Below are 23,842 nucleotides of genomic sequence, written 5' to 3' on the forward strand. Positions count from 1 at the left end.
CCTTGCTGTAAACGTATATCCAGGCTATTGGCATCTGATATCACCTTGAATGCAGGGGTGCTTTAATTAATTTTACGGGGTCGATTTCTTTTTTTATCTTATGCGACCTAAATCAAACACCACATGAAGAAATTAGCCCTGCACTGGCAAATACTGATCGGAATGGTTCTTGGAGTATTAGCCGGTTTCCTTGCCGTGGAATTTAACGGTACTACATTTATAGAAGATTGGATCAAACCATTTGGAACTATTTTTATCAATTTGCTAAAACTTATAGCAGTTCCATTGATTATAGCCTCCCTGCTCAATGGGATAGCAGACTTACAGGACATTTCCAAATTATCTAAAATGGGTGGCCGGACAATCGTGATATATGTGGTATCCACTGTAGTGGCCATTACTATTGGGTTATTGACAGTCAATCTGATACAACCTGGGTATACAATTGCAGAAGATACACGAGAAGATTTACTGGAAAATTATGCTACTGATGCCAGTGGAAGTATTGAAGTAGCTTTGAGTCAGAAGGACGACGGCCCTTTGAAACCATTAGTCGACCTGGTTCCCGACAATATTTTCCAGGCCATGACGGATAATGGAAGTATGCTGCAGGTGATTTTCTTCGTCATTCTCTTTGGGATTGCGCTCATTTTGATCGACCCAAAGGATGCCGAACCGGTAAAGAAGTTTGTAAAAGGGCTTAATGAAGCCGTGTTGAAAATTATAGACATCATTATGTTGGGAGCGCCTTATGGAGTCTTTGCATTGTTGGCCGCATTAGTTGTAGAAGCACCTAGCCTGGACTTGTTTCAGGCATTATTATGGTATGCTTTATGTGTACTCTTCGGACTTGCTATAATGATTTTTATTATTTATCCGGTCGCTGCTAAACTCATTACCGGATTCAGCTACCGACGTTTTTTCAATGGAATTTCCCCGGCTCAATTACTGGCATTTTCCACAAGCTCCAGCGCTGCCACTTTACCCGTCACAATGGAGAGAGTGACTGAGCATATCGGTGTTGACGAAGAAGTAAGTAGTTTCGTACTACCTATTGGGGCAACAATCAATATGGATGGAACCAGTCTTTACCAGGCCGTAGCAGCTATTTTTATAGCTCAGGCCCTAAATGTTGACCTGACTTTTTCAGATCAATTAATGATTGTAGTTACTGCGACCCTGGCCTCTATTGGCTCAGCCGCTGTACCCGGTGCAGGAATGGTTATGTTAGTTATTGTTTTGGGATCCGTCGGGATACCAGAAGCAGGTCTGGCACTAATATTTGCTGTAGACCGCCCCCTTGATATGTGCAGGACGGTAGTAAATGTCACAGGTGACGCAAGTGTATCTATGATAGTCGCCAAGTCACTGAATAAACTCGGTGTCCCCAAAGTGAAAAATTTAGATGATTATTACCACAAAGAATAATTCACCAGGGGCCATCCAATAATTTTAAAATAAATTCTTCTTTCGAAAAAAGAAAAGCAGGATAAGGGACACACCTATGGATACGCCGACAATAATATAAAACCCATACGGATGATTACTTAAGGGTAACCCCTCTACATTCATTCCATAAAAACTCGCTATCAAAGTAGGTAAAAGGAGTACTACTGTAATAATTGTTAAACGGTTTACAAAAAGATTCAGATTATTGGAAATAATTGAGGCGTACGCTTCCATGGTGCCATTGAGAATATTGGTATGGATGTTTGCCATCTCCAGTGCCTGGGAATTATCAATTATTACATCTTCGAAAAGGTCAGTCAATTCCTCGTCATCTCTCAATTTTAAAAAATCAGTTCTTTTCATTTTCATCTTCAGAAGTTCATTGGAACTAAGAGAATTTAAGAAATAAACCAGGCTTTTTTCAATTCGTAATAATTGTTTCAGATCAGAGCTTTGACTGCTATTATAAAGTTCTGATTCAATAAGATGCCTTTTCAGATTTAGTTTTTTCAAGCAAGCAAGGTACCTCAATACGACTTGTTCAAACAATCTTAAAACAAATAATTCACTTTGACTGGGATCCCAATCTTTAACTCTACTTTCAATGAAACGCTGTAAAACAGGATCCTCTTGTCCTGAAATAGTTATAATATGAAAATCCGTTAGTATAATTCCAATAGGTGCCGTCAAATAAATCGCTTCATTTTCCTGCTCTTTTTCATTGATTATAGGGGTATTGACTAATATTAGACGGGCATTATCTTCCTTTTCATATCTCGAGCGCTCATCAATATCCAGAGCATCTGTAAAAAAATCAACAGGGATTTCGAAAAATATTGCAAGGTCATTGAGTTCATTCGGTTCGAATGGGGGTTTGATATTTATCCAACAACCGGATTGAATAGAATCCAGCTCGATGACATTTCCCTTCTCTTTGACCAGATATTGAATCATAGCTTTTTGATTCCATTAATAAAGTGAGCAATTCATTATAACTATTTAATCTAATCGGTTCTTGTATAAAAACCAAATCGATACGGGTATAGAATACAATTATAAAGCTATTGTTCCTGAAAACAAATAGAATTTTAAATAGTATATTTTCTTTTCCAATTCAACCTACACCTACTCACTATAATTGCAATTGTAATTATTTAACAATCAAATAGATAACATTACAAAAAACCAACTTTACATTGATTTTAAATTTTTATAATTTTTCTCAAAAAAGGGCTAAAATAATTTACAAAACCTATCTAATAAAGGAAATAAACCATTTTAAACCAGGTTTTGAAACAGAAATAACATGTAGCGATCCCTTGTCATCATTTCGATAGAACATTCACTCAAAGACTTTGTAGTAGACTACTGCTAACTAAATCGCAAGGTTCTAGCCGGACTAATTTTTGATACCACCATGGCTGGGATAAACATAAAAAGAAGACAAACGACAAGACATAATAGGTTAATCAAAATTATAAACTGCCAACTAAATTCTATAGGGGCAGCTTTTAGATAATACTCTGTTTCATCCAATTTAATCCATTTCCATTTTTGCTGGATATATCCTAATGTCAAAGCTACCAGGTTTCCAATAATTAATCCCAGAACCAAAATCCGCAATGCCAAATAGATAAAAATCCGTTTGACTTGTCCGTCAGTCGCCCCCAATGCCTTGAAAATCCCCACCAATTGTACTTTCTCCATTACTAAAATAAGAAAAACCGTGATCATATTGATAACACAAACTAACATTAGTAACCCGATGATAATTTTTTCATTTACTTCTTGCAATCGCACCCAGTTAAATATTTCATCGAATTGATCTTCTATACTAAAATTGAACAGGTCCGAAGGAATCACTTCTTCATACAAATAATTATCATAGATAGATATATCTTCTGGATAATCAAGTGTCACTTCATAACTTGTATATTCATTTCTCTCAAAACCCAATATTTCCGCCACGTCTGAATGCCTGAGAAATACAAATTCTTCATCAAATTCAGTTAGTCCGGTATTGTAGGTACCTACAATTTCAAATCTCCGAGGAATTTCCCTATTGTCCTTTACAAAAAATAAAATAAGCTTATCACCAATTTCAGCATCAATACGGTCGCAAATTGTAGTTGACAGAAGAATTGACCTGGATTCTTGCTTAAACATTTCTAATTTCCCTTCTACAATATACTTTTCCAATATATCAAACCGATATGTGGAATCCACAGCACGAAGTATAGCACCTTCCAGCGTTTCAGAATTTTGAATTATAATAGGGTACTGGATTATTCCATTTACATTGGTCACCTTTCCATGAGCTCCTTCACTTGTCAAATCAAGGTTCTGTATCGAATCCACAATCGATGAAGACAAAGTAATGGGATCAGAATCAAAAAATTCGTCAAGATAACCACCGCTAATATGGATATGTCCCCAAAAATTATAAACTTTATTTGTAATCTGATTTTGGAATCCATTGGTAATTGCACTCGTCAACACCATTACCATAATACTCAAGGACACACTAAGTATGCCCAGTAAAAGCATGAATTTTGTAAACCGGGCCCCCTTACCGAAACCAATCTTATTTGCTATAAACCAGATGTATCTCATAGAAATTGATTATGCAATTTGGCAAATTCTTTAGATTTTTGCCAACATTACTGAATTTAGTTTTAAAATATTGAAGATTAAAGACGAATTATGACATTTATTGAAGAACTCCAATGGAGGGGAATGGTGCATGATATGACACCGGGCCTCGATGAATTTTTAGCAAAAAATAAAATTAAAGCATATATTGGCTTTGATCCTACTGCCCCTTCACTTACAATTGGAAATTATGTCCAAATAATGTCATTGACACACCTCCAAAAAGCTGGCCATATCCCTGTTGTGCTAATGGGTGGAGCAACCGGAAGGATTGGAGACCCTTCATTCAAAGATGAAGAAAGATCCTTAAAGACTTCTGAAGAAATTGAAAAAAATCTCAACCATCAAAAAAAACAATTTCACCAGTTGCTAAATTTTGAAAGTGGGGACAATAGGGCCATTATGGTCAATAACTACGATTTCTATAAAGATATGAATGCCCTGGACTTTCTTAGGGACGCCGGCAAAACCCTAACTGTTAATTACATGATGGCCAAAGAGAGTGTAAAAAAGAGGATCGATACGGGATTATCCTTTACTGAGTTCAGTTATCAAATACTCCAGGGATATGATTTTCAGCTCCTTTATGAAAAATTCGGGATAAAACTCCAAATGGGAGGATCCGATCAATGGGGCAACATTACTACAGGAACGGAATTTATTCGCCGAAACCTGGGAGAAAAGGCGTATGCATTAACTTCTCCACTTCTTACCAAAGCAGATGGTTCGAAGTTTGGAAAATCTACCGAAGGGAATATATGGCTTGATCCCGAACTAACCTCCCCATATAAATTTTACCAGTTTTGGATTAATACGGACGATCGGGATATAGAAAAATACCTGAAAATATTTTCCCTTAAAAGTATTGAAGAACTCCAGGGAATTTTTGAAAACGAAACCGATCCCCGGAATCTGAAAAAAATTCTGGCAGAAGAACTAACCATTCGAATTCACGGTGAAGAAAATTTCAAAAGTGTATTAAAAGTTTCTGAGCTATTGTTTAATAATAAAGTCGATCGAGCATTTGTACTGGATCTCTCACCTGCCGAATTACATGCTATTTCCCAGGAAATTCCTATGATACAAATATCCCTGTCAGAGATTGAAAAGACAGGATTTGTATCACAACTAGTAGGAGATGACAATATGTTCAAAAGTAATGGTGACGCACGAAGGGCAATAAAGGGAAATGCATTGGCTGTCAATAAAGAAAAAGTAAAAAATATAGATTTCGTATTGGATAAATCAGATATTCTCCATGAAAAATATGTATTATTGGAAAACGGGAAGAAAAATAAATATATAGCCGAAGTCCAATAATTATGAAAAAAATAGGTAGAAAAAGCTTTATTCGACAACTTTCCACGGTTTCGGCTGCATCATTGGTAGCTGCTTCCTGTGGACCAGGTTCGAATGAATCCTCCTCTACCGCACCAAATATAATTTCCAATAAAAAATACAGGTGGTACATGGTCACCACCTGGCCTCCGAACTTTCCAATCATCGGTACGGGTATTAACCGGTTCGCGGAATTGGTGAATATCATGTCACAAGGTCAATTGGAAATTCGTGTCTATGGTGGAGGGGAATTAATTCCGCCACTGGAAGTATTTGACGCCGTCAGTTCCGGGACTGCACAAATCGGGCATGGAGCTTCTTATTATTGGACAGGCAAAGTACCTGCGGCACAATTCTTTACTACGGTTCCTTTTGGATTAAATTCCCAGCAACAGTCAGCATGGATTCACCACGGTGGTGGTATCGAATTATGGAAAAAAATATATGAGTCCTATAATCTCGTTCCATTTGTTGCCGGCAATACAAACATCCAAATGGGGGGATGGTTTAATAAAGAGATTAACACAGTCGAAGATTTCCAGTCGCTTAAAATGCGGATTCCCGGACTGGCTGGCAAAATATTAAAAGAAGTCGGAGCGACACCGGTATTAGTAGCAGGTGGTGAAATATATACAAACCTGGAAAGGGGTGTAATTGACGCCACAGAATGGTTGGGCCCCTTCCATGACCAGCTAATGGGTTTTCAACGTATAGCCAAATATTATTATACACCAGGATGGCATGAACCCGGTAGTTCATTGGAATTAATCGTCAACAAAAAAGACTTTGACGGCCTCCCGGATCACCTGAAAGCAATTCTTGAAGTTTGTGCCGGGCACCTGAACGACCAAATGGGTTCGGAATTCCTCTGGAAAAACGCCCAGGCACTGGAAGAAATGAAAAATAATTCAAAACTCGATATAAGGACTTTCGATGATTCTGTTTTAGCTGCCTTGCAAAATAAAACAAAAGAAACACTGGAGAATTTATCATCCGAAGATGATTTAATCAAAGAAGTCTTTAATTCATACAGTAATTTCGGCAAAACCATCAGGCCGTATTCTGATATCTCTGAAAAGTTATATTATACAATGTTGACTTCATAAATTTTTCCATATGCCACAACTATCTCACAATTCCTTACTTCTCATTATTTTATTACCATTTATCTTTTATGGTTGTAACACCCAATCTTCAAAAACTGAAAACAACGTTATGAATAAAATAAATACTCAATTTGCATTTGTAGGAAATTATACCGAGCCAGCACCTTCCAAAACAGGTTCTAAAGGAATTTACGGAATTAAAACCAATAGCGAAACAGGTGAAATCATCAGGGGGCATTTGCTGGCAGAAGTAGACAATCCCAATTTTCTTACTTTCTCCCCGGACCGAAAATTCCTATATGCCTCTGGAGACAGCCATGACGATCGGGAAATTACCGGCCAGGTATACGCTTTTAAAATTAATGCGGATACAACCCTTACTTTTTTAAATAAACAATCTTCGCTTGGTAATTCAGCTTGCCATGTTTCTCTGGACCAAACAGGCCAATTTGTTTTTACCGCCAATTACAGTAGTGGTGTAGCAGCGGTTTACAACCGCAATGAGGACGGCAGCCTTACAGAACCCCTTCATAAATTTGAATTTTCGGGTTCCGGCCCCCATCCTAATCAAAATAGTGCACATCCGCACCAGGCAATAATATCGCCCAATAATAAGTTTTTATATATTCCAGATCTCGGTACAGATCAAATTCATGTATTTCGTATTCTACACGATGACAACAAAGTAGTACCAACAGATTTCAGGGATATTAGCCTGCCTCCGGGATCCGGCCCCAGGCACATGACTTTTCACCCGTCCCTACCCTATGCCTATGTGATCAACGAATTGGGGAACACTATACAGGCATTTGAATATAACAGTGAAACAGGATTCCTGGAGAAAATCGAATTGTATTCTACACTTCCAGATGAATTTGAAGAAGTAAGTTACTGTGCTGATATTCATATCCATCCGGATGGAGAACTATTATTTGGATCAAATCGTGGGCATAATAGCCTGGTAGGGTTTCGAATAAACAAAGAAGATGGAAGTTTGGACTTAATCGACCACTTTTCTGTACAGGGGGACTGGCCACGTAATTTTGCCATTGATCCTTCGGGAAAATTTGTATATGTAGCCAATCAAAACTCCGGAAATATTTCTGTATTTGATCTTGACCCGGTGACAGGGAAATTATCACTTATTGACTCGACTTTTAATGCTACACTCGAACCTGTTTGCCTGTTATTTTACTAACATATTATAAAATTTCACTTGTTTTACACATCTTAATCAATATAACAGATTGTTATTAATGAATCGTGTATTGTTACATATTGATTCTGACAAAATGGAACGTCATCAAGGAAGTTTTGGAAGCAATGGAAATAGATTATGATACAGAGAAGCTTCGTAACCATGACCAAAAACTATTTGAACACGCAGAATCTGATAAATCAGAAGGTAAATTACTTTGCTTTAAATCCTATCGTGAAATTCTCAATGGTAAATCAATACAATAAATTTATTTCGTGCGTAAAGACGTTGAATTTACTGAGACCTATAGAGAAACTCTTTCGGTAAAGGTATCAATCATTGAAAAAGTTTGGGGGGATCAATATGTTAATCAATTTTTTGACGCTATAGATGATGCGGTTCAATAAATCAAAATGCTGCCCTATTTAATTCAAGCACTTCCGATCGATAATATGTAAATAAGTACAGAAGATGTTTAATTTCAAAAATACACCTCTTTAGTTTACGAAGTGACTGACACAAAATTATTCTACTTTACTTGTTTGATAATCGACATAAGCCTTTTTGGATTCTATAATTAATAAGTGAACTTCAAATCCGTTTCAAAATCAATTTCTATAAAAACTTTGCTTCACTTGAAACAGGGTAACCTCCGTCCGCAATTTCACAATAAATTCTTATTTTAGTCAACATGACAAATAGAAGAACATTTATAAAAACCGGATCCGCTATGGCAATTACTGCCCCATTTGCGACACCACACCTATTCTCTATTATTCACAGAAAGAAAAAAGAAAAATTGGGTATAGCCCTTCTGGGGCTAGGTGGATATGCAGGAGGGCAATTAGCACCCTCTCTGCAACAAACTGAATATTGCTATCTCGCCGGAATAGTCACAGGAACACCTTCCAAAGTACCTGAATGGCAAGAAAAATATAATATCCCCGACAAGAATATATACAACTACGACAACTTCGATGAAATAGCTGACAATGACAGTATAGATATAGTATATGTGGTAACCCCCAATGCATTGCATATGCCTTACACTATTCGAGCAGCCCAGGCAGGCAAACACGTCATTTGTGAAAAGCCTATGGAAATTTCTTCCGAAAATTGCAGGAAGATGATCGATGCATGTGAAAAGGCCAACCGAAAACTGCAAATCGGCTATAGGCTCCGTTACGAACCCCGGCACCAAAAACTCATGAAATGGGCCCGAGAAAAAACATACGGGAAAGTAAAAGTAATCGATACGGACTTCTCTTTTTACGGTGTAAATGGCAGTAATTGGCGATTCACAGACGCCAGCTTATCAGGTGGCGGTCCTTTAATGGATATCGGTATTTACAGTTTGGAAGCCACCCGCTATGCCACGGGGAGAGAACCGATCTCGATTACAGCGCAAAAATACAAGACCATTCAGGATAAACTACCGGGTATGGAGGAAAGTATTTTTTGGCAAATGGAATTTCCCGATGGCATGATAGCCAATTGTGGAAGTAGTTATGTAGCCCGAAGAAACTATGTATGGGTTTCTACTGAAAACGGGAGGTATGGAATCGAACCTGCCTTTTCTTACGGGGGACTAAAGGGAATGGTTAACGGGGACTCAATGAATATAGAAACAAGTCGAAAGCAACAGGCCGTTCAAATGGATGCCTTTGCCCAAAATATTTTAAATGATACGGAGATAATCGCATCCGGCCAGCATGGACTGCAAGATATGATCTATATAGAAGCTATCTATGAAGCTGCGGGGTCCGGAAAAAAGATCAGTTTCTAATGTTTACTAATTGAAAGTATAAATATGAAACTAAGTCTGTCCCTCTTTTTTGATAGATGCCTCATATTCCTCTATCAGTTTGATTAAACGTTTTACTTCCGCAGGATTTAAATTTGTAGGATCTTTACCAAGAAACCGTTCCAGATATTCTAAAACCAATTGGTATTCTTGATTATTTTTTATTTCAGTTATTGACATACCGTGCGAATTTAATGGGAATTCCAGGGAATAGCAAACGATACCAAATAAGTTCATCTGAATATAATCAACTTCATTAACCCGAAATTGAATACAAATATGAGTATTAGCCCCAATAGCCCCGAGAGGGATGGGCTCGCCAGATCCCTCTGGCAATAAGGCTAGAAGAACTAACAATAACAGCCTCTCCCATTGGGCCCCCTCAATGCACTTAAGAGATAAATCGAACCAGATTACAAATATTTCCCAATTATCTACGCGGCTTAGCGCAGATAACCATTCTGTTTCTAAGGAAACCTGCCCTCTTCAGGCGGGTCTGCGATATCTGCCCTACGGACCACTTTGTAGCGCGCTGTAATCCGGTAACAATTCTTAGCTTAACGTGAAAAATAATAACTGTGAAGGGCCTGTCATGACATGAAATTGTCGGGAAGCGAAATATAATTACCCCTGGGTACCAACTCAGGGTGGGATACAAATGAAATCGTCGATTCTGTCAATGATTTCCACAGATTGTTGCCTTTGGCATTGCTTTTTTCGCTAAAATAATGACAGAAACAATCATTCGTCAAGTTCTCGATAGCTTAAGACCATTGATCCCTGTAGGAGAATGCTCTAATGGTTGTCCAATAAACTACACAAAATATTCAAAAATGATTTATACGTAAATTCGTTGCATTTGAGGTCTTCAGTACAATATTGGGTTTATTCTCGTGAGATATAATTATCCATGAGAAATTCATGGATCCCGGTAAGATTTACCTTGAAAAATATTGTAAACTGACTTTATTAGAAACTCATAGCTTGAGGCTTGAACCTGTGAGCAACTTCCTGCTAAAAACTCTTTCCCAACACTACTCCCCTATCTCCCACAGTGCCTTCCAGTGGTCCCACCCACTAATCTCCGGTACAAAATAAGATTGCACCTTGGTTCGCGGTAATCCAAATTCACCGGATCTTACAACCCCCAATTCATATTCGATAATATGGGTCCCCTTTGGAAGATGCCGTATAAAAAACTGTCCTTTGTCAAAATCAAAAGTTTGATAATACGACAATCCATTTTTCCATTGAAAACCGCTTAGCGAAATCCCTTCATCCACACCAGGTACCAAAGGATCTTCGAGGTACACGTAGTCAAGATCCCTGTCCGCCCTCAAAACCAAACGAATGGAGAGACGGTCTCCCATTTTTATATTCTCCCTTTCTTCGGGTAATACAACCAGCTTTTCAACATCTAATTCCGTTCCACTATCCTCAGAAATTTCATTTAGGGCCACCTCCTGAGATATTTGCACAGCAACCCACACCGGACTTTCTCCCCGGTTAATAACTTTGAATCCTAGCCTTTCTTCAGGACTCAGGGTAAAATGATCTTCCCCAAATTCGCCTCCTTTCTTGTTGACGATCTCAACCTGATTAGAGGTCGTAAATGAATTTTTGCCAGCCCCCATAGCCGATAAAATCATATGAAAAACCGATGGGTTTTCGCTCCAGTCATTGGTCATTTTATTGACTAAAATCCATTGCAACAATTTTTGATCCAATAAATGAATGTTATTCAACTGAAGTAATTCCATACCCATACTATGCAAGTCCAGATAATTGGATTGCATCGAACGGTGATTATACCTCCAATAAGCACCTAAAACTTCCGACTCAATCACATTATCCGCAAAAGCTTCTGCGATTTTTTCACTCCATAATTTCTCCCCAAGATGAAATGCAGCTATTCCAATTCCTGCCTGATCTAAGAAGGATTTTTCTGCCCAGCTGTCCTTAAACTCTACAAGTAATGAGTTCCAAAATTCATGGTGTTCACCCCGGATTGGGTGGTCTTTTACAAACGCAGCCCTTGTAGTAAAATACCGCATAAAGTCAGGAGATATATACCATTGATTGTCAATCCCTGATGTATCTTGCTTCCACTTCTTCCACAACTTGAAGTTCTCGGAATCATAATAGTCAATAGCTCTGCCAACGATCTTATCAAAGTCGTCTTTTTCATACTCAATTTCATGCTCCATCAACTTTCCAATATTCTCCAGGATACGGCCTGTAATATACGGATCTGATGGCCATCCTTTCAACCAGGGAAATCCGCCGTCCGAATTTTGATTAGAAGTCCATTGATCATAACTTGTTTGTATCGTACGAACCATATGGTTTCTGTCAAAATACAAGGATAATAATGCCATTTGTTCTTCCTGTGTATTATTCTGTCTTACCCAGGGGGTACTGGATAATTCCTCGTATTTCTGATCTTGCTGATCAGACAACCTACCCTCTAATTCTCCTTTTCTTTTCCACTCATTGTAGATATTCTCAAAATCCGGTAAATCTTTCGCTACCTTTAAACCCAAATTAGCATACATCCAATTTCTTAAATACTGGTCGGTTGTTTTGGCAGAACGGTTATGCAAGTAGGGTAATGACTTCAACAATTCGGAGTACATATTTCGCACCACCCGAATCCTCATTTCACCCTGCAAATCACTCTTTAAAGAATCAGGAAGTTCATACTTTTTCCCTGGTTCCAAAACATATACCCATCCTGAATGTACCGTCTCATTTGCCTGAAAGACAGGAACAATCTTTTGCATCCGATCCCATATACTCCCGTCTTCCCCTACCAACGATACATCAAAAACCAGGGGCGTACCCTGATCCGGATTCACTGCAATCAAGAAATCTAAAACATCTGAACCTCTGCCATTTAGGTCAATTTTCTTCAACTGAGTGAACAAAGCTTCCCCTTTGTTTCCGAGAGACTTAACCTCCAATTCCAACGAACCCTTAACAGTATTTTGAGTAGTGTTGAAAACGGAAAACCGCAGGTTAATAGCATCCCCCTGCCTTAGGTATTCCGGCAAATAATCTTCGAGATATAAGTCTTTCTTAGTGGTGAATTCATAACTACTGGCTCCACTTGCCAGTTCCTTATCATGAGCCAAAACTAAAACTTTCCACCGTCCAACTTTACCATTGGTTGTAATTGGGAAATGGATTTTTCCGGCCGAATCAGTCAATGCCTTACCGGCAAAAATTAAATTTTCACTGAAGTCCTGACGAATGTCTTCTTCTTTAGGATCATGGTCTGAAGATTCCGATTCCTCCACGGCGTCAGGTACGGAATTTTTTGCCATATTAACAAACCCTGTCACCATTATTTCTTCATGCATCATATCCCCACCACGCATCATCATCGGCCTATGTGCCAGGATAGACACCGGAGGCAAAACAGGGATTACAATCTCTTTAATTTCCCTGTTATTTCTTTTCCAATAATTATTTTCATGGCTAACGGTAAGACCCAAATTACCCGACAAATCCACAATTGGTATATAAGAATTAAATTGTTTAAAAAAAACATTATCGACATTCCAATTATTAACGGCATATTCATCCAGTGAAGCGTCGTAAATCGCAATAGCAACTTCAGATTGAATTCCTTTGCCGTTTACATCTTTTACGCTAAAAGAAAGCTCTTTTTCCGTATGCACATCTATAGATGAAATACTATCTTCTCTCAGAATATGCAAATCTTTATTTTTCCATGGAATATCTATGAAAACTGATTCTCTAAAATTTCGATTCTCTAATTGTCCCAATATTATAAATTGTATCCCCCCCCGGTCTTTTTCCGACAATTTGATTTCAAATTTACTCCCTTTTAACACACGGGTTTGCAATTTCCGATCCCGGCCTTCAAATACGAGAATAACATTAGCCAGATTAGAATTTTTCAATACTTTCAATTCCATTAAATCACCGGGAACATAAGTATCCTTATCTGGAATAACCTCAAAAGCTTTGTGCATCAAATCAAAACCCGATTGACGACTGTAAGCATAGAAATTTTGAGAAACTACAGTGTCTCCTTCCCCTGATATTATCTCAATTCGGAAATATCCCCGTCCGGGTAGTTCGGAACGTAAATCTACCGTCGAATTTCCGGTAAAAGCAAGGTTTTGGGTACTTACTCTGTTTTTATTTGGCCAACTATCCCAAATATTATCCTTTTCTTCCCATTGCCACTCCGACCCGTCATCACCATCATAAAAACGATAGGATCCAAACTTCTTCCCAAATTCTCCTTTTCCAATAATCCTCTGATCAGGCGTATTCCAGAATCGATTTACTTTAAAATGTTCGGGCACCTCCAATTCATATATTATCATCTTCCCTTCGAATTCTGCGGGACGATTAAATGTATTAGTTGCGGAAATTACCAATTCTCCTTCCGCCTCCAAATCTATTCTTTCTTCCAGATTCAAATTTACGATCATGAGATCTTTTTTCAGGGGAATTTGAATTTCCTTAATTCGTATCTCTCCGGATGGGCTTTCAATGGTCACTTTTACCTCATAATAATAATAAGACCAATCCCCATGGCCTAATTCCGGTTTTTTAACCCGTTCAAATTCAAACATAAAATCTCCATTTATGTCTGTAACCAAAGGAATTACATCCAATTTCTCCGAATCTCCGTCATTTGATAAATACATCCAGCGACGGGATTTTTTCAACCATATTTCCGCCGTCCCTGTAGCTTTTTGGATAGGAAAACCACCATAAGTCAAAACCTTTCCATCAGCTGAAATTACCTTTTCCGATACCTTTAAATTGGTATCCCTAAATTCAATCTCAAAATTTGGCCGGGTATACGCTTCGACCTGGACAGAATGCTGTCCCTGCCAATTGGAACTCAAAGACCAATTGCCGTTTAACCCCGTTACTGGCAAGGGTATTTCACCCGTTATGGATCCCCATTCGTCCGTTTTGTAGGACTTACTCCAAACTTCCCGCCCATTAGGATCCCTGAGGTATACAGTAACGCTTTTATCTACCAACAGGTCACTGGTTAACTCTTTTGAAGAAACAGTCAATCCTTTGAAAAAGATCGTTTGTCCTGGTTGATAAACAGCCCGATCTGTGAAAAATACCGTCCGGGAATGTTGTTGGGCAGGATGTCGAACATAAGACCTCTGATATGATAGCGGGGAAATAAACACATCCTTTCCGGAACGTATTTTAAAAGCCACTCTTCTATTACTGTTTTTATCCGGCATCAAATAATACCCTTCGGATTGCACCATCAGATTATTATTTTCTTTATGCAGGAGTCTTCTGTCCTCTATAACTTTGGATATAACTTCAGCATTTGTAATCAATTTTCCTGTTAAACGATCCTGCACAAAATATTTATTACCAATGTTTTGTGACACATCAACTAATTTAATATTTGAAACCTGAAAAATGGAGGTTCCCTTTATTTTTGTACTATCGTCGTCGAAATAATAACAAATTAAATACCTGCCGCTTTTTAGGTTTTGATCGATATACCATTCCGTGGTATGCCGGGCATAATCATCTGACGACAGTAGTCCAATTTCATCCCTCCATATAGGTTTCTTTCCTGAAACAACCTCCTGGACAGAACTCTTTCCTTTGAGAAAAAAAGCAAGGTCCATAAATTCTTCTTCGTTCAATTCAAATACATCAAAGTGTACTTTGTCAATGTTTCTGTAATTAATTGAGAACAAAGGTGGCTGGCCAATCGGATAAGCATATTCTACCTGGACCTCCAAATCCTTCGCTTGGATTTGGAGCTTCTGTTGCTCCAATCTTTCAATTCCAAACGAATAGTAATGAGTTGAATCCAATTTCAAGCCCTCCTCAATTACTTCTATGGCTTTGGTGTACTCGCTGGCAGCAAAAAACTTTTGGGCCTTTTTGAAATACAATAATGTAAGGTATTTATCATCCGGGTACTTTGTAATTAATCGGTCCAGGGCATCTATATGGGCAGAGTCTCTGGTGTTTTGCACTGAATTTATTACATAATCCAACCTTTGGTCTATAATCGATAAAAGTGCTGAGGTATTTCCGGCCCTTCTGTGCACATTCTCCCACTTTTCAAACATCTCCAGCGTTTTCTGAAATCCATCATTTCCTGCAGAATCAATATTTCCACAATAAGATATTTCAAAACTCAGTAATTGATCCAGACAGTCTTTCCGGAGATAAATGGGTACTAAACCGGATTGTAAACGGACATTTGTGAGAAAACCAACATATCGATCTATCAACAAGTCAAAGACAGCAGGTCTCAATTCGTACAAGGCATTTTCTGACCCGTTAATAAAATGGTGCGCTTTCTTCGAAGAAATATTCATTACACCTTCACCCTCCAGACTTGATTCGTATAACCTTTGAATCTTTGACAAAAATTGTTTCTCATTCCATAATCGCCAATCTTCTGCCTCTGGTCCAACTTCAGTATTCTGACTGATCCTATACCGATTTTTCTCCAGGTAAAGTTGATACATTTCTGCCAAATAAGAATCGACAAATGCCTTTATTACCGGATCGCCTACCACATTTTCCAATTCTGCAATAATCGTGTACAAAGCTTCATCATTGACATAATAGAAATTTTCAGTCATAGCGATAAGCCCCTTTACTACGCCTGTAACATTCCCTTTATCCAATGATTTCTCAAAAGTAGACTTTGCCAAATCATAGGCCGATCCTCTCTTCCCCTCTTTTATCAAGGCATCTATTTTATCCCAATCCGATTCAAAAGTATTTTCCCAGTTCAAATTTTGATCATTTTGTCCCTGTAAGGAATAAGCATAAACTAAACCTATCACCATAATAAAAATGCGAAATTTATTCATAGTAGTCTTTTTATAATCAGCTATTTGCCAAATTAAATTTTATTTGACTGTGCTTATAAGATGGGCTCAAGCTATAATTTAGTCAAAATAAAATGATAATTAACGTAAGTTTAAGACAATAACAATTAGACCGGCAAATACACAACATATTCCGCACAGACATTTACAGTCTACATCTTTGCCCCCAACGGTCGTAGATAGCAGATGAAACATCGCTAGTGAGCTCCAGGCAACTAATGCCGTGACTTCCATGTGTCATTATATATGTATTATCGAAATTAAAAATCCTGGGATCTGGCTTTACGGGCGCGTTGGGACTCCTGTCTTCATGGTCCGAATCATCTTTCAGAAATAAGATTATACTTCTATAAATAAGGGATCCTTAGAGCACAAATTCAATTCGAAGACCAATATCTAGCGACATCCACTTCCTCAGCCAACGGTTTCCCGTCAAAAAGATAATTGTAGAAATGATCGGCAAAGTAGGGAATTAAACTCGTTCCTTTAGAACCAAAACCATTGAAGGCATAAAGTCCATTTTTCTGTGGATGTTCCCCAATTACAGGGCGTCTGTCTGTAATGGCCGGACGGAATGCGGCCAAATGGTTATCAATCCTATAATCCAGGCCGATCAGATTTTTCAGATGTCGTATTAAATAATTTTTACCTTCTTCACTAGCTTTTTCGGTTGATGGAGCCCAGGTACTATAGCTCCCGACCCAATATTGATTTTGGCTTTCGGGTACTAAAAAAATTTTTTGCTTTATGAGATCAGAAAGCTGGGGTATATTCGAGGTAATTTTCAGGACTTCTCCCCTATTGGGATTAAGCCCTGCCCAATTAAACCACGAACTATCCAGGGCCTGAGCCCCACAAGCAAGTATTAATCTTTTTGAATAAAAGTCCTTGATTTTATATTTCCCATTTGTGCTATTAACGCTATCCAGACTTATTTTATCATTTATCCAAAAGGCATTTTCCGTTATATAATCCCGGGCATTTTCCAAAAAAATTGAAGTATTTACCTGGTACCCGAAAAAAACATATCCCGGCAATTGAAAATTGATCTTTTGTCTTAGGAATTCTCCTTCAGATGCTTCCATAGGTCGACAATACATTGCATAATCCGGGTCGGCTAACTTTGCGTCAAGATCGTTAACTAATTTATTGTCGGGAATAGATCTAAAGATATTAACCTCATTGAAAAAAGAGACTTGCCATCGATCTTCCCATGTGGAATAATAGGGAATAAAATATTCCTTCAATTGGTCATACAACCAGGTTTTGACAAACCGTCTGCCGGTAATAGGGTTTATAATTCCGGACGCTACATAAGAAGCTGACTCAAGATCTTCTTTATCAAAAACTGCACAAGAAATTCCTTTATTTAAAAAACTCAAAGCCAAATTGGCTCCTGCCAATCCTCCCCCAATTATTATCGCATCAACTTCCCGGCTCATCCTGCAATGCAGTTTTTGGGTCGTATTTTACGTAAATATGTATCCAAACCGACCGGGCGAGTCGAAAAAAATAAATAAAAGTCAGAGCAGCAAAAATAACAATTAGGATAATGGCTTTATTAAAATCCATTCCAATTAAGAATATTAAAATAGCTCCAAGAAAAAAGAATGTCCATGCTGTAATTCCATATCCGATGAACATAGCACCATAATAAAATCCGGGCTCAGGAAAATAATTTTGGTTGCAGACGGGGCAATGGTCAGGCATATTAAATGCATTAGAAAATGAAAAAGGTTTTTCAAATAAATCACCCTGTCGGCATTTTGGACATTTCATCTTAAAAATTGAAGCAATTATTCCCATTGTATTTAAAAATTTGTTCGATTAAATATATTTCTTATTTTTTCCAATCATTGTAGCAACGGTCACAAAGATCTCAATTTAAAGATGAAGATTGTAGCAGTTCTACTACTTTTTTAATACAATAAAAGATAATGAAAATTGAGAAATTGTTAATTGCAAACAGGGGAGAAATTGCCGCACGCATAATAAGAACATGCAAAAACTTAGGGATAAAAACAGTTGTAGTACATGCCGAAGTTGATGGGCAACTTCCCTACCTCCGAGAAGCTGATGAAATATTTGAATTAAAAGGGAATACCTCTTCTGAAACTTATCTTAATATTGAGAAGATTATTAAAGTGGCTACACAATCCGGAGTAAATGCTATTCATCCTGGGTACGGTTTTCTCAGTGAGAATCCGGATTTCGCAAGACAGGTAAAAGATTCGGGATTTATTTTTATCGGCCCATCAGAAGAGAGTATAATTCAAATGGGCAATAAAATTTCGGCAAAAATATTAGCCCAAAAAGCCGAAGTTCCTCTGATACCCGGGTCTGTCGATGGCGTGCAAAATGTAGAAGAAGCTCTCAAATACGCAAATAGTATTGGATTTCCAGTTCTGCTAAAAGCAGCTGCCGGAGGAGGGGGTAAAGGGATGCGAACGATTCACTCCGGAAAAGAACTTAAAGAGGTTTTTGACATTGTCAAAAGCGAAGCTTTAAGTTCTTTTGGTAATGATGATGTTTTTATAGAAAAATATATCCCAAATCCCAAACATGTTGAAATTCAGGTTTTTGGAGACCAGCATGGAAATTGTGTTCACCTTTATGAAAGGGATTGTAGCATTCAAAGAAGGCATCAAAAGGTGGTAGAAGAAGCACCTTGTGCGATTATAGAACCAGCTACCCGAAAGAAAATGTGTAATGCAGCATTGAGGCTTGCAGAACAATGTAACTATTACAGTAGTGGAACTGTAGAATTTTTGATGGATGAATCCCAGAATTTTTACTTCCTGGAAATGAATACACGGCTACAAGTAGAACATCCCGTAACGGAAATGATTACAGGCGTAGATCTTGTTGAATGGCAAATTAAAATTGCAGAAGGCCAAAAACTTCCTCTCCAACAAGATGAAATTAATATTCACGGCCATGCTATCGAGTTACGAATTTACGCTGAGGATTATTTAGATACCTTTTCTCCTTCGCCCGGGACTATTGAAATATTTGAGACTCCGGTCTTGCAAGACTTGCGCATAGACTCGGGGTTCGAAGCTGGGAATGAAGTCACACTGTATTTTGATCCTATGATAGCAAAATTTACTGTTTATGCAACCAACCGTAAGAAGGCAATAAACCATTTTCTAAAAGTGCTGGAAGACTGCAAAATTAAAGGTATTGATACCACTATTCCTTTTGGGAAATTTGTATTCAAACACCATGAATTTCAAAAAGGGACTTATTCAATCCGGTTCTATGAAGATCTCAAATCCTCAGATACTCTGAAAGTCGATGAGGAAAAAGCGGCAAAAATTGCTGCGTTATTTAGTCAAAATTTGCTCAGGCAAGAGCTTTCAAAAGCTTTTATTAGATAAATGGTTATGGGTAGGAATAAATTAGTTGTATTAACAGGGGCAGGTATCAGTGCTGAAAGTGGCATTAAGACTTTTCGAGATGAGAATGGATTGTGGGAAGGACACGACGTCATGGAAGTAGCTTCACCAGAAGGATTTCGAAAAAATCCTGAGTTGGTTCTAGACTTTTACAATCAACGCAGGAGACAACTGTTTTCAGTTTCACCCAATTCAGCCCACAAATTTCTAGCGGAATTGGAAGATGCATTTGAGGTTACTATAATCACTCAGAATGTAGATGATCTTCACGAACGCAGCGGGAGTAAAAACATTATCCACCTCCACGGGGAATTACTCAAAGTTCGAAGCGTTGATAATGAGCAGGAAATACTGGATTGGGAATCTGACCTGTTACTTTCACACCGATCCCCTGGTGGTTCTCGGTTACGTCCCCATATTGTATGGTTTGGTGAAGCAGTCCCTGCTATGGAAATGGCCATCAAGAAATGTACAGAAGCAGATATTTGTTTGGTAATCGGAACATCTTTACAAGTATATCCTGCAGCTGGTTTGACTCAATACTGTCAGGGACATATTCCCGTATTTTATGTAGATCCCAGCCCCAATATAAATTATGAAATGAGCCTTCGCGATAAGTTGACCATTATTTCCAAGAAAGCTACTGATTCATTGTTAGAATTAAAAGAACAGTTGGCCAAATTACAATAATTGACTCTAATTATTGATACTTAAAGGATTTTCTACATTTCATTTGTATTAGCTGAAAGCTCAAACTATAAATCAAGATCAAAAATTTATCTTTTTCTTAAGACCTTTTAGGTTATTCATAGAAGCATATTTATAATTTTTATTAAACATCAATTCACCGTATTAAATGTCAATTTGATTTTTTATTAAAAGAAAAAATCAAATATTAAAAGAGAGCACCTGTAAATATCGACAATAACTTTAAAATTTATTTGAAATCAGTGCTTTATAATTATAATTATTACCTACTTTTACCTCCGAAATGAGAGAAAATTTCAGTACATATTATTCACATCTGAGCAGGCCCATTGGGGCCCTAAATTATACACTTCAAACATTTAGCGTATAAACCCGCATGGTTTATTTGGCCAATTAATGATTTTTTCCAAAATCGCAACTTAAGACAATAATGAATATTCAAATAATACAGGGTAATGAAAAACATGCTATTTACGCTGAAGAAATATGTCAGCTAATTGAAGAATCTGCAAAGGTAAGAGGGACAGGTATTGCCAAACGGGAACCAGAATATATCCGGACAAAATTTAGAAATGAAAATGCTATTATTGCTCTGGACGGTGACCAGCTTGTAGGCTTTTGTTACATTGAGATTTTTCAGAATAAAAAATACGTATCCAATTCGGGATTGATCGTCAAAGAAGCCTATCGAAAATACGGCATAGCGAAGGAGATAAAGAAAAAAGCTTTTTCCCTGGCCCGGGAAAAATATCCTCAGGCACGGATCTTTGGGATTACCACCAGTTTAGCAGTAATGAAGATCAATAGTGAACTTGGTTACAAACCCGTTACCTTTTCAGAACTTACACAGGACGAAGCTTTTTGGAAAGGCTGTCAAAGTTGTCCCAATTATGATATTCTCAACCGGAATAACATGAAAATGTGTTTGTGCACGGGGATGCTGGCTCCATCCAAAGAAGATGAAATGAAATTTAACCTAACAAATAAAATTGTTACAAATGTCGAAAAATAAACTAGTATTGGCCTATAGCGGTGGGCTTGATACATCCTTTTGTGTTAAATACCTTTCCTTAAAAGGATATGAAGTTCATGCAGCCATGGTCAATACGGGAGGATTTGACAATAATGATATAAGTGAAGCAAAAGAAAAAGCCCGATTAATGGGGGCAGCTTCATTTCGGGTTTTGGATGTAGAAGAGGATTACTATGAAAAATGCATTAAATATTTAGTTTACGGCAATGTCCTGAGAAATAATACATATCCCCTTTCTGTAAGTGCCGAAAGAATGATCCAGGCACTGGCCCTTGTGAAGTTTGCTAAAGAAATCGAAGCTAAAGCAATAGCTCATGGGAGTACTGCTGCAGGAAACGACCAGGTAAGATTTGATTTGGTTTTCTCTGCCCTGGCGCCTGAAATTGAAATAATCACCCCGATCCGGGAGCTTTCACTAAGCAGAGAAGAGGAAATGAATTACCTCAAAGAACACGGAATCAATTTATCCTGGCAAAAAGCCAAATATTCTATCAATAAAGGACTTTGGGGAACGAGTGTGGGAGGCGCTGAGACTTTGACCTCCAATACGCCCTTACCGGAAGAAGCTTATCCCAGCCCGTTAGAAGAAAAATCTCCCCGGGAATTGTCTCTTCATTTCTACGGAGGTGAATTAACACATGTTGATGGCAAGGCTTTTGGGAAAAAAATAGATGCCATAAAAGCCTTGCAAAGAATAGCAGAAAAATATGCTATTGGAAGGGATATTCATGTGGGTGACACCATTATTGGTATAAAAGGCAGAGTAGGGTTTGAAGCCGCCGCCCCCATGATCATCATTAAAGCCCATCATCTCCTGGAAAAGCATGTATTAACTAAATGGCAAATGTACTGGAAAGAACAATTAAGCAATTGGTATGGAATGATGATTCACGAAGCCCAGTTTCTGGATCCCGTTATGCGTGACATTGAAATGTTTTTGGAATCTACTCAGGAGAATGTTGAAGGGGAAGTAAAAGTTAAATTACACCCGTACCGGTTTGAACTATTAGGTATTAATTCCCCTTTTGATTTAATGGCTTCGAAAGCCGGGCAATATGGAGAAGTTAACAAGGGATGGTCAGCTGATGACGCCAAAGGTTTTATCAAACTTTATGGGAACAAAGACATCATTTACCATCAATTGCATAAAACGGGTGCAGAATAAATTAAATAAGAAATCCCAGTAGTACCACGGCTTATTTTCAAGATCCGGTATTTTGTCACATCTTAAAATACCAGAATGAATGCACAAATAAGATCCGTATTTAACTGGAACCATTTGGTAAATTAAACGAATTATGAAAGTAGCTATAGCCGGAGGTGCAGGATATACGGGGGGTGAATTACTAAGACTACTTGTCCATCACCCAGAAATACAAATCACCCAAGTATTAAGTAATAGCCAGGCAGGAAAACCCGTCACGGACATCCATCCGGATTTATTGGGATCTCTGGATATCGAATTTTCTCCTGAATTGACCGAGAACTTTGATTGTATTTTTTTATGTATGGGGCATGGGAGATCAGGAAAGTTCTTACAAGAGATAAATATATCTTCTGACAAAATCGTAATTGATCTGTCCAATGAATTTCGATTTGAGGATGGGAAACATTCTTTCACATATGGATTACCTGAATGGCAAAAGGACAAAATTGCGAATTCTACCAACATAGCCAATCCCGGCTGTTTCGCTACTACGATTCAATTGGGTTTATTGCCATTGGCCAGCAGTAATCTTATTCGATCAGATATTCACGTCACGGCAATCACAGGTTCCACCGGAGCAGGACAATCATTGAGTCCTACATCTCATTTTAGCTGGCGAAATAATAATGTATCCATATACAAGTTATTCACTCATCAACATATTCCCGAGATACAACAAAGTGCCAAAGCGCTTCAAAATACTTTTGACAAAGAAATTTACATGGTTCCTGTAAGAGGAAATTTCTCAAGAGGGATTTTAGCCAGCATTTATCTAGATAATAATCACCTGGACAAAAAAGATGTAAATGACTTGTATTCAGAATATTACTCAAACCATCCGTTTGTAAAAGTTACCAGCAACAATCTGGATGTAAAACAAGTCGTTAATACAAATTTTTGCTTTCTAAAGATTGAGCTCATAAAGGATAAAATTCACATTACCAGTATTCTGGATAATTTGATAAAAGGAGCTTCAGGACAAGCCGTTCAAAATCTCAATATAATAGCTGGATGGCCGGAAGAAACAGGACTTTTGCTTAAAGCATCTGCTTTCTAAATAAAATTATA

18 protein-coding genes are annotated in these 23,842 nt (G+C 37.9%); 12 read left to right on the plus strand and 6 right to left on the minus strand.

The window, feature by feature from the left end; all coding sequences use genetic code 11:
* Window positions 1–123: 123 nt before the first annotated feature.
* On the plus strand, window positions 124–1,428 hold the full coding sequence (locus LVD47_RS10505) for a dicarboxylate/amino acid:cation symporter (RefSeq protein WP_236975798.1): 1,305 nt from the start codon (window positions 124–126) through the stop codon (window positions 1,426–1,428).
* A 24-nt stretch (window positions 1,429–1,452) separates the two neighbouring features.
* Here LVD47_RS10505 and LVD47_RS10510 read toward each other — a convergent pair whose 3' ends face one another.
* On the minus strand, window positions 1,453–2,403 hold the full coding sequence (locus LVD47_RS10510; protein ID WP_236975799.1) for a magnesium transporter CorA family protein: 951 nt from the start codon (window positions 2,401–2,403) through the stop codon (window positions 1,453–1,455).
* Window positions 2,404–2,820: 417 nt separating this feature from the next.
* A complete protein-coding gene (locus LVD47_RS10515; RefSeq protein ID WP_236975800.1) occupies window positions 2,821–4,062 on the minus strand; it encodes an ABC transporter permease in 1,242 nt (413 codons plus the stop codon).
* A gap of 90 nt (window positions 4,063–4,152) precedes the next feature.
* Between LVD47_RS10515 and tyrS the strand changes: the two genes are divergently transcribed.
* The 6 genes from tyrS to LVD47_RS10540 all read left to right on the plus strand — a co-directional run bounded on the left by tyrS (window position 4,153) and on the right by LVD47_RS10540 (window position 9,529).
* Window positions 4,153–5,421, plus strand: a complete 1,269-nt coding sequence (tyrS, locus tag LVD47_RS10520) for a tyrosine--tRNA ligase (RefSeq protein ID WP_236975801.1) — start codon at window positions 4,153–4,155, stop codon at window positions 5,419–5,421.
* Between the two features lie 2 nt (window positions 5,422–5,423).
* Window positions 5,424–6,545 (plus strand): TRAP transporter substrate-binding protein, encoded by a 1,122-nt coding sequence (locus tag LVD47_RS10525; RefSeq protein ID WP_236975802.1) that lies wholly within the window; start codon window positions 5,424–5,426, stop codon window positions 6,543–6,545.
* A 109-nt stretch (window positions 6,546–6,654) separates the two neighbouring features.
* Window positions 6,655–7,743: a lactonase family protein gene (locus tag LVD47_RS10530; protein WP_236975803.1), complete on the plus strand. Its 1,089-nt coding sequence runs from the start codon at window positions 6,655–6,657 to the stop codon at window positions 7,741–7,743.
* Between the two features lie 80 nt (window positions 7,744–7,823).
* Window positions 7,824–8,009, plus strand: coding sequence for a hypothetical protein (locus LVD47_RS10535; protein WP_236975804.1), 186 nt, complete (start codon window positions 7,824–7,826; stop codon window positions 8,007–8,009).
* Window positions 8,010–8,018: 9 nt separating this feature from the next.
* A complete protein-coding gene (locus LVD47_RS23720) occupies window positions 8,019–8,150 on the plus strand; it encodes a hypothetical protein (RefSeq protein WP_255785089.1) in 132 nt (43 codons plus the stop codon).
* 284 nt (window positions 8,151–8,434) lie between these two features.
* A complete protein-coding gene (locus LVD47_RS10540) occupies window positions 8,435–9,529 on the plus strand; it encodes a Gfo/Idh/MocA family protein (RefSeq protein ID WP_236975805.1) in 1,095 nt (364 codons plus the stop codon).
* A 30-nt stretch (window positions 9,530–9,559) separates the two neighbouring features.
* On the opposite strand, the gene LVD47_RS10545 is transcribed toward LVD47_RS10540, so the two are convergent.
* From LVD47_RS10545 to LVD47_RS10560, 4 genes are all read right to left on the minus strand, one after another.
* Window positions 9,560–9,727 carry a hypothetical protein gene (locus tag LVD47_RS10545; RefSeq protein WP_236975806.1) on the minus strand — a complete coding sequence of 56 codons (168 nt, stop codon included), beginning with the start codon at window positions 9,725–9,727 and terminating at the stop codon, window positions 9,560–9,562.
* A gap of 854 nt (window positions 9,728–10,581) precedes the next feature.
* On the minus strand, window positions 10,582–16,410 hold the full coding sequence (locus LVD47_RS10550; protein WP_236975807.1) for an MG2 domain-containing protein: 5,829 nt from the start codon (window positions 16,408–16,410) through the stop codon (window positions 10,582–10,584).
* 395 nt (window positions 16,411–16,805) lie between these two features.
* Complete coding sequence (locus LVD47_RS10555; RefSeq protein WP_236975808.1) at window positions 16,806–17,870, minus strand: NAD(P)/FAD-dependent oxidoreductase; 1,065 nt, start codon at window positions 17,868–17,870, stop codon at window positions 16,806–16,808.
* Window positions 17,854–18,207: a DUF983 domain-containing protein gene (locus LVD47_RS10560; RefSeq protein WP_236975810.1), complete on the minus strand. Its 354-nt coding sequence runs from the start codon at window positions 18,205–18,207 to the stop codon at window positions 17,854–17,856. Before LVD47_RS10560 ends, LVD47_RS10555 begins: the two co-directional genes overlap by 17 nt.
* 158 nt (window positions 18,208–18,365) lie before the next feature.
* Here LVD47_RS10560 and LVD47_RS10565 point away from each other — a divergent pair, with 158 nt between their 5' ends.
* The 5 genes from LVD47_RS10565 to argC all read left to right on the plus strand — a co-directional run bounded on the left by LVD47_RS10565 (window position 18,366) and on the right by argC (window position 23,831).
* Window positions 18,366–19,808, plus strand: a complete 1,443-nt coding sequence (locus LVD47_RS10565) for an acetyl-CoA carboxylase biotin carboxylase subunit (RefSeq protein ID WP_236975811.1) — start codon at window positions 18,366–18,368, stop codon at window positions 19,806–19,808.
* Between the two features lie 6 nt (window positions 19,809–19,814).
* Complete coding sequence (locus tag LVD47_RS10570) at window positions 19,815–20,516, plus strand: SIR2 family NAD-dependent protein deacylase (protein WP_236975812.1); 702 nt, start codon at window positions 19,815–19,817, stop codon at window positions 20,514–20,516.
* A 448-nt stretch (window positions 20,517–20,964) separates the two neighbouring features.
* On the plus strand, window positions 20,965–21,546 hold the full coding sequence (locus tag LVD47_RS10575) for a GNAT family N-acetyltransferase (RefSeq protein ID WP_236975813.1): 582 nt from the start codon (window positions 20,965–20,967) through the stop codon (window positions 21,544–21,546).
* Entirely contained in the window at window positions 21,533–22,732 is a 1,200-nt protein-coding gene (argG, locus tag LVD47_RS10580) for an argininosuccinate synthase (RefSeq protein WP_236975814.1), read from the plus strand. Before LVD47_RS10575 ends, argG begins: the two co-directional genes overlap by 14 nt.
* Before the next feature lie 133 nt (window positions 22,733–22,865).
* Complete coding sequence (argC, locus tag LVD47_RS10585; RefSeq protein WP_236975815.1) at window positions 22,866–23,831, plus strand: N-acetyl-gamma-glutamyl-phosphate reductase; 966 nt, start codon at window positions 22,866–22,868, stop codon at window positions 23,829–23,831.
* Window positions 23,832–23,842: the final 11 nt, after the last annotated feature.

This window comes from Membranihabitans maritimus (assembly GCF_021729145.1).
GTDB classification, from domain to species: domain Bacteria; phylum Bacteroidota; class Bacteroidia; order Chitinophagales; family Saprospiraceae; genus Membranihabitans; species Membranihabitans maritimus.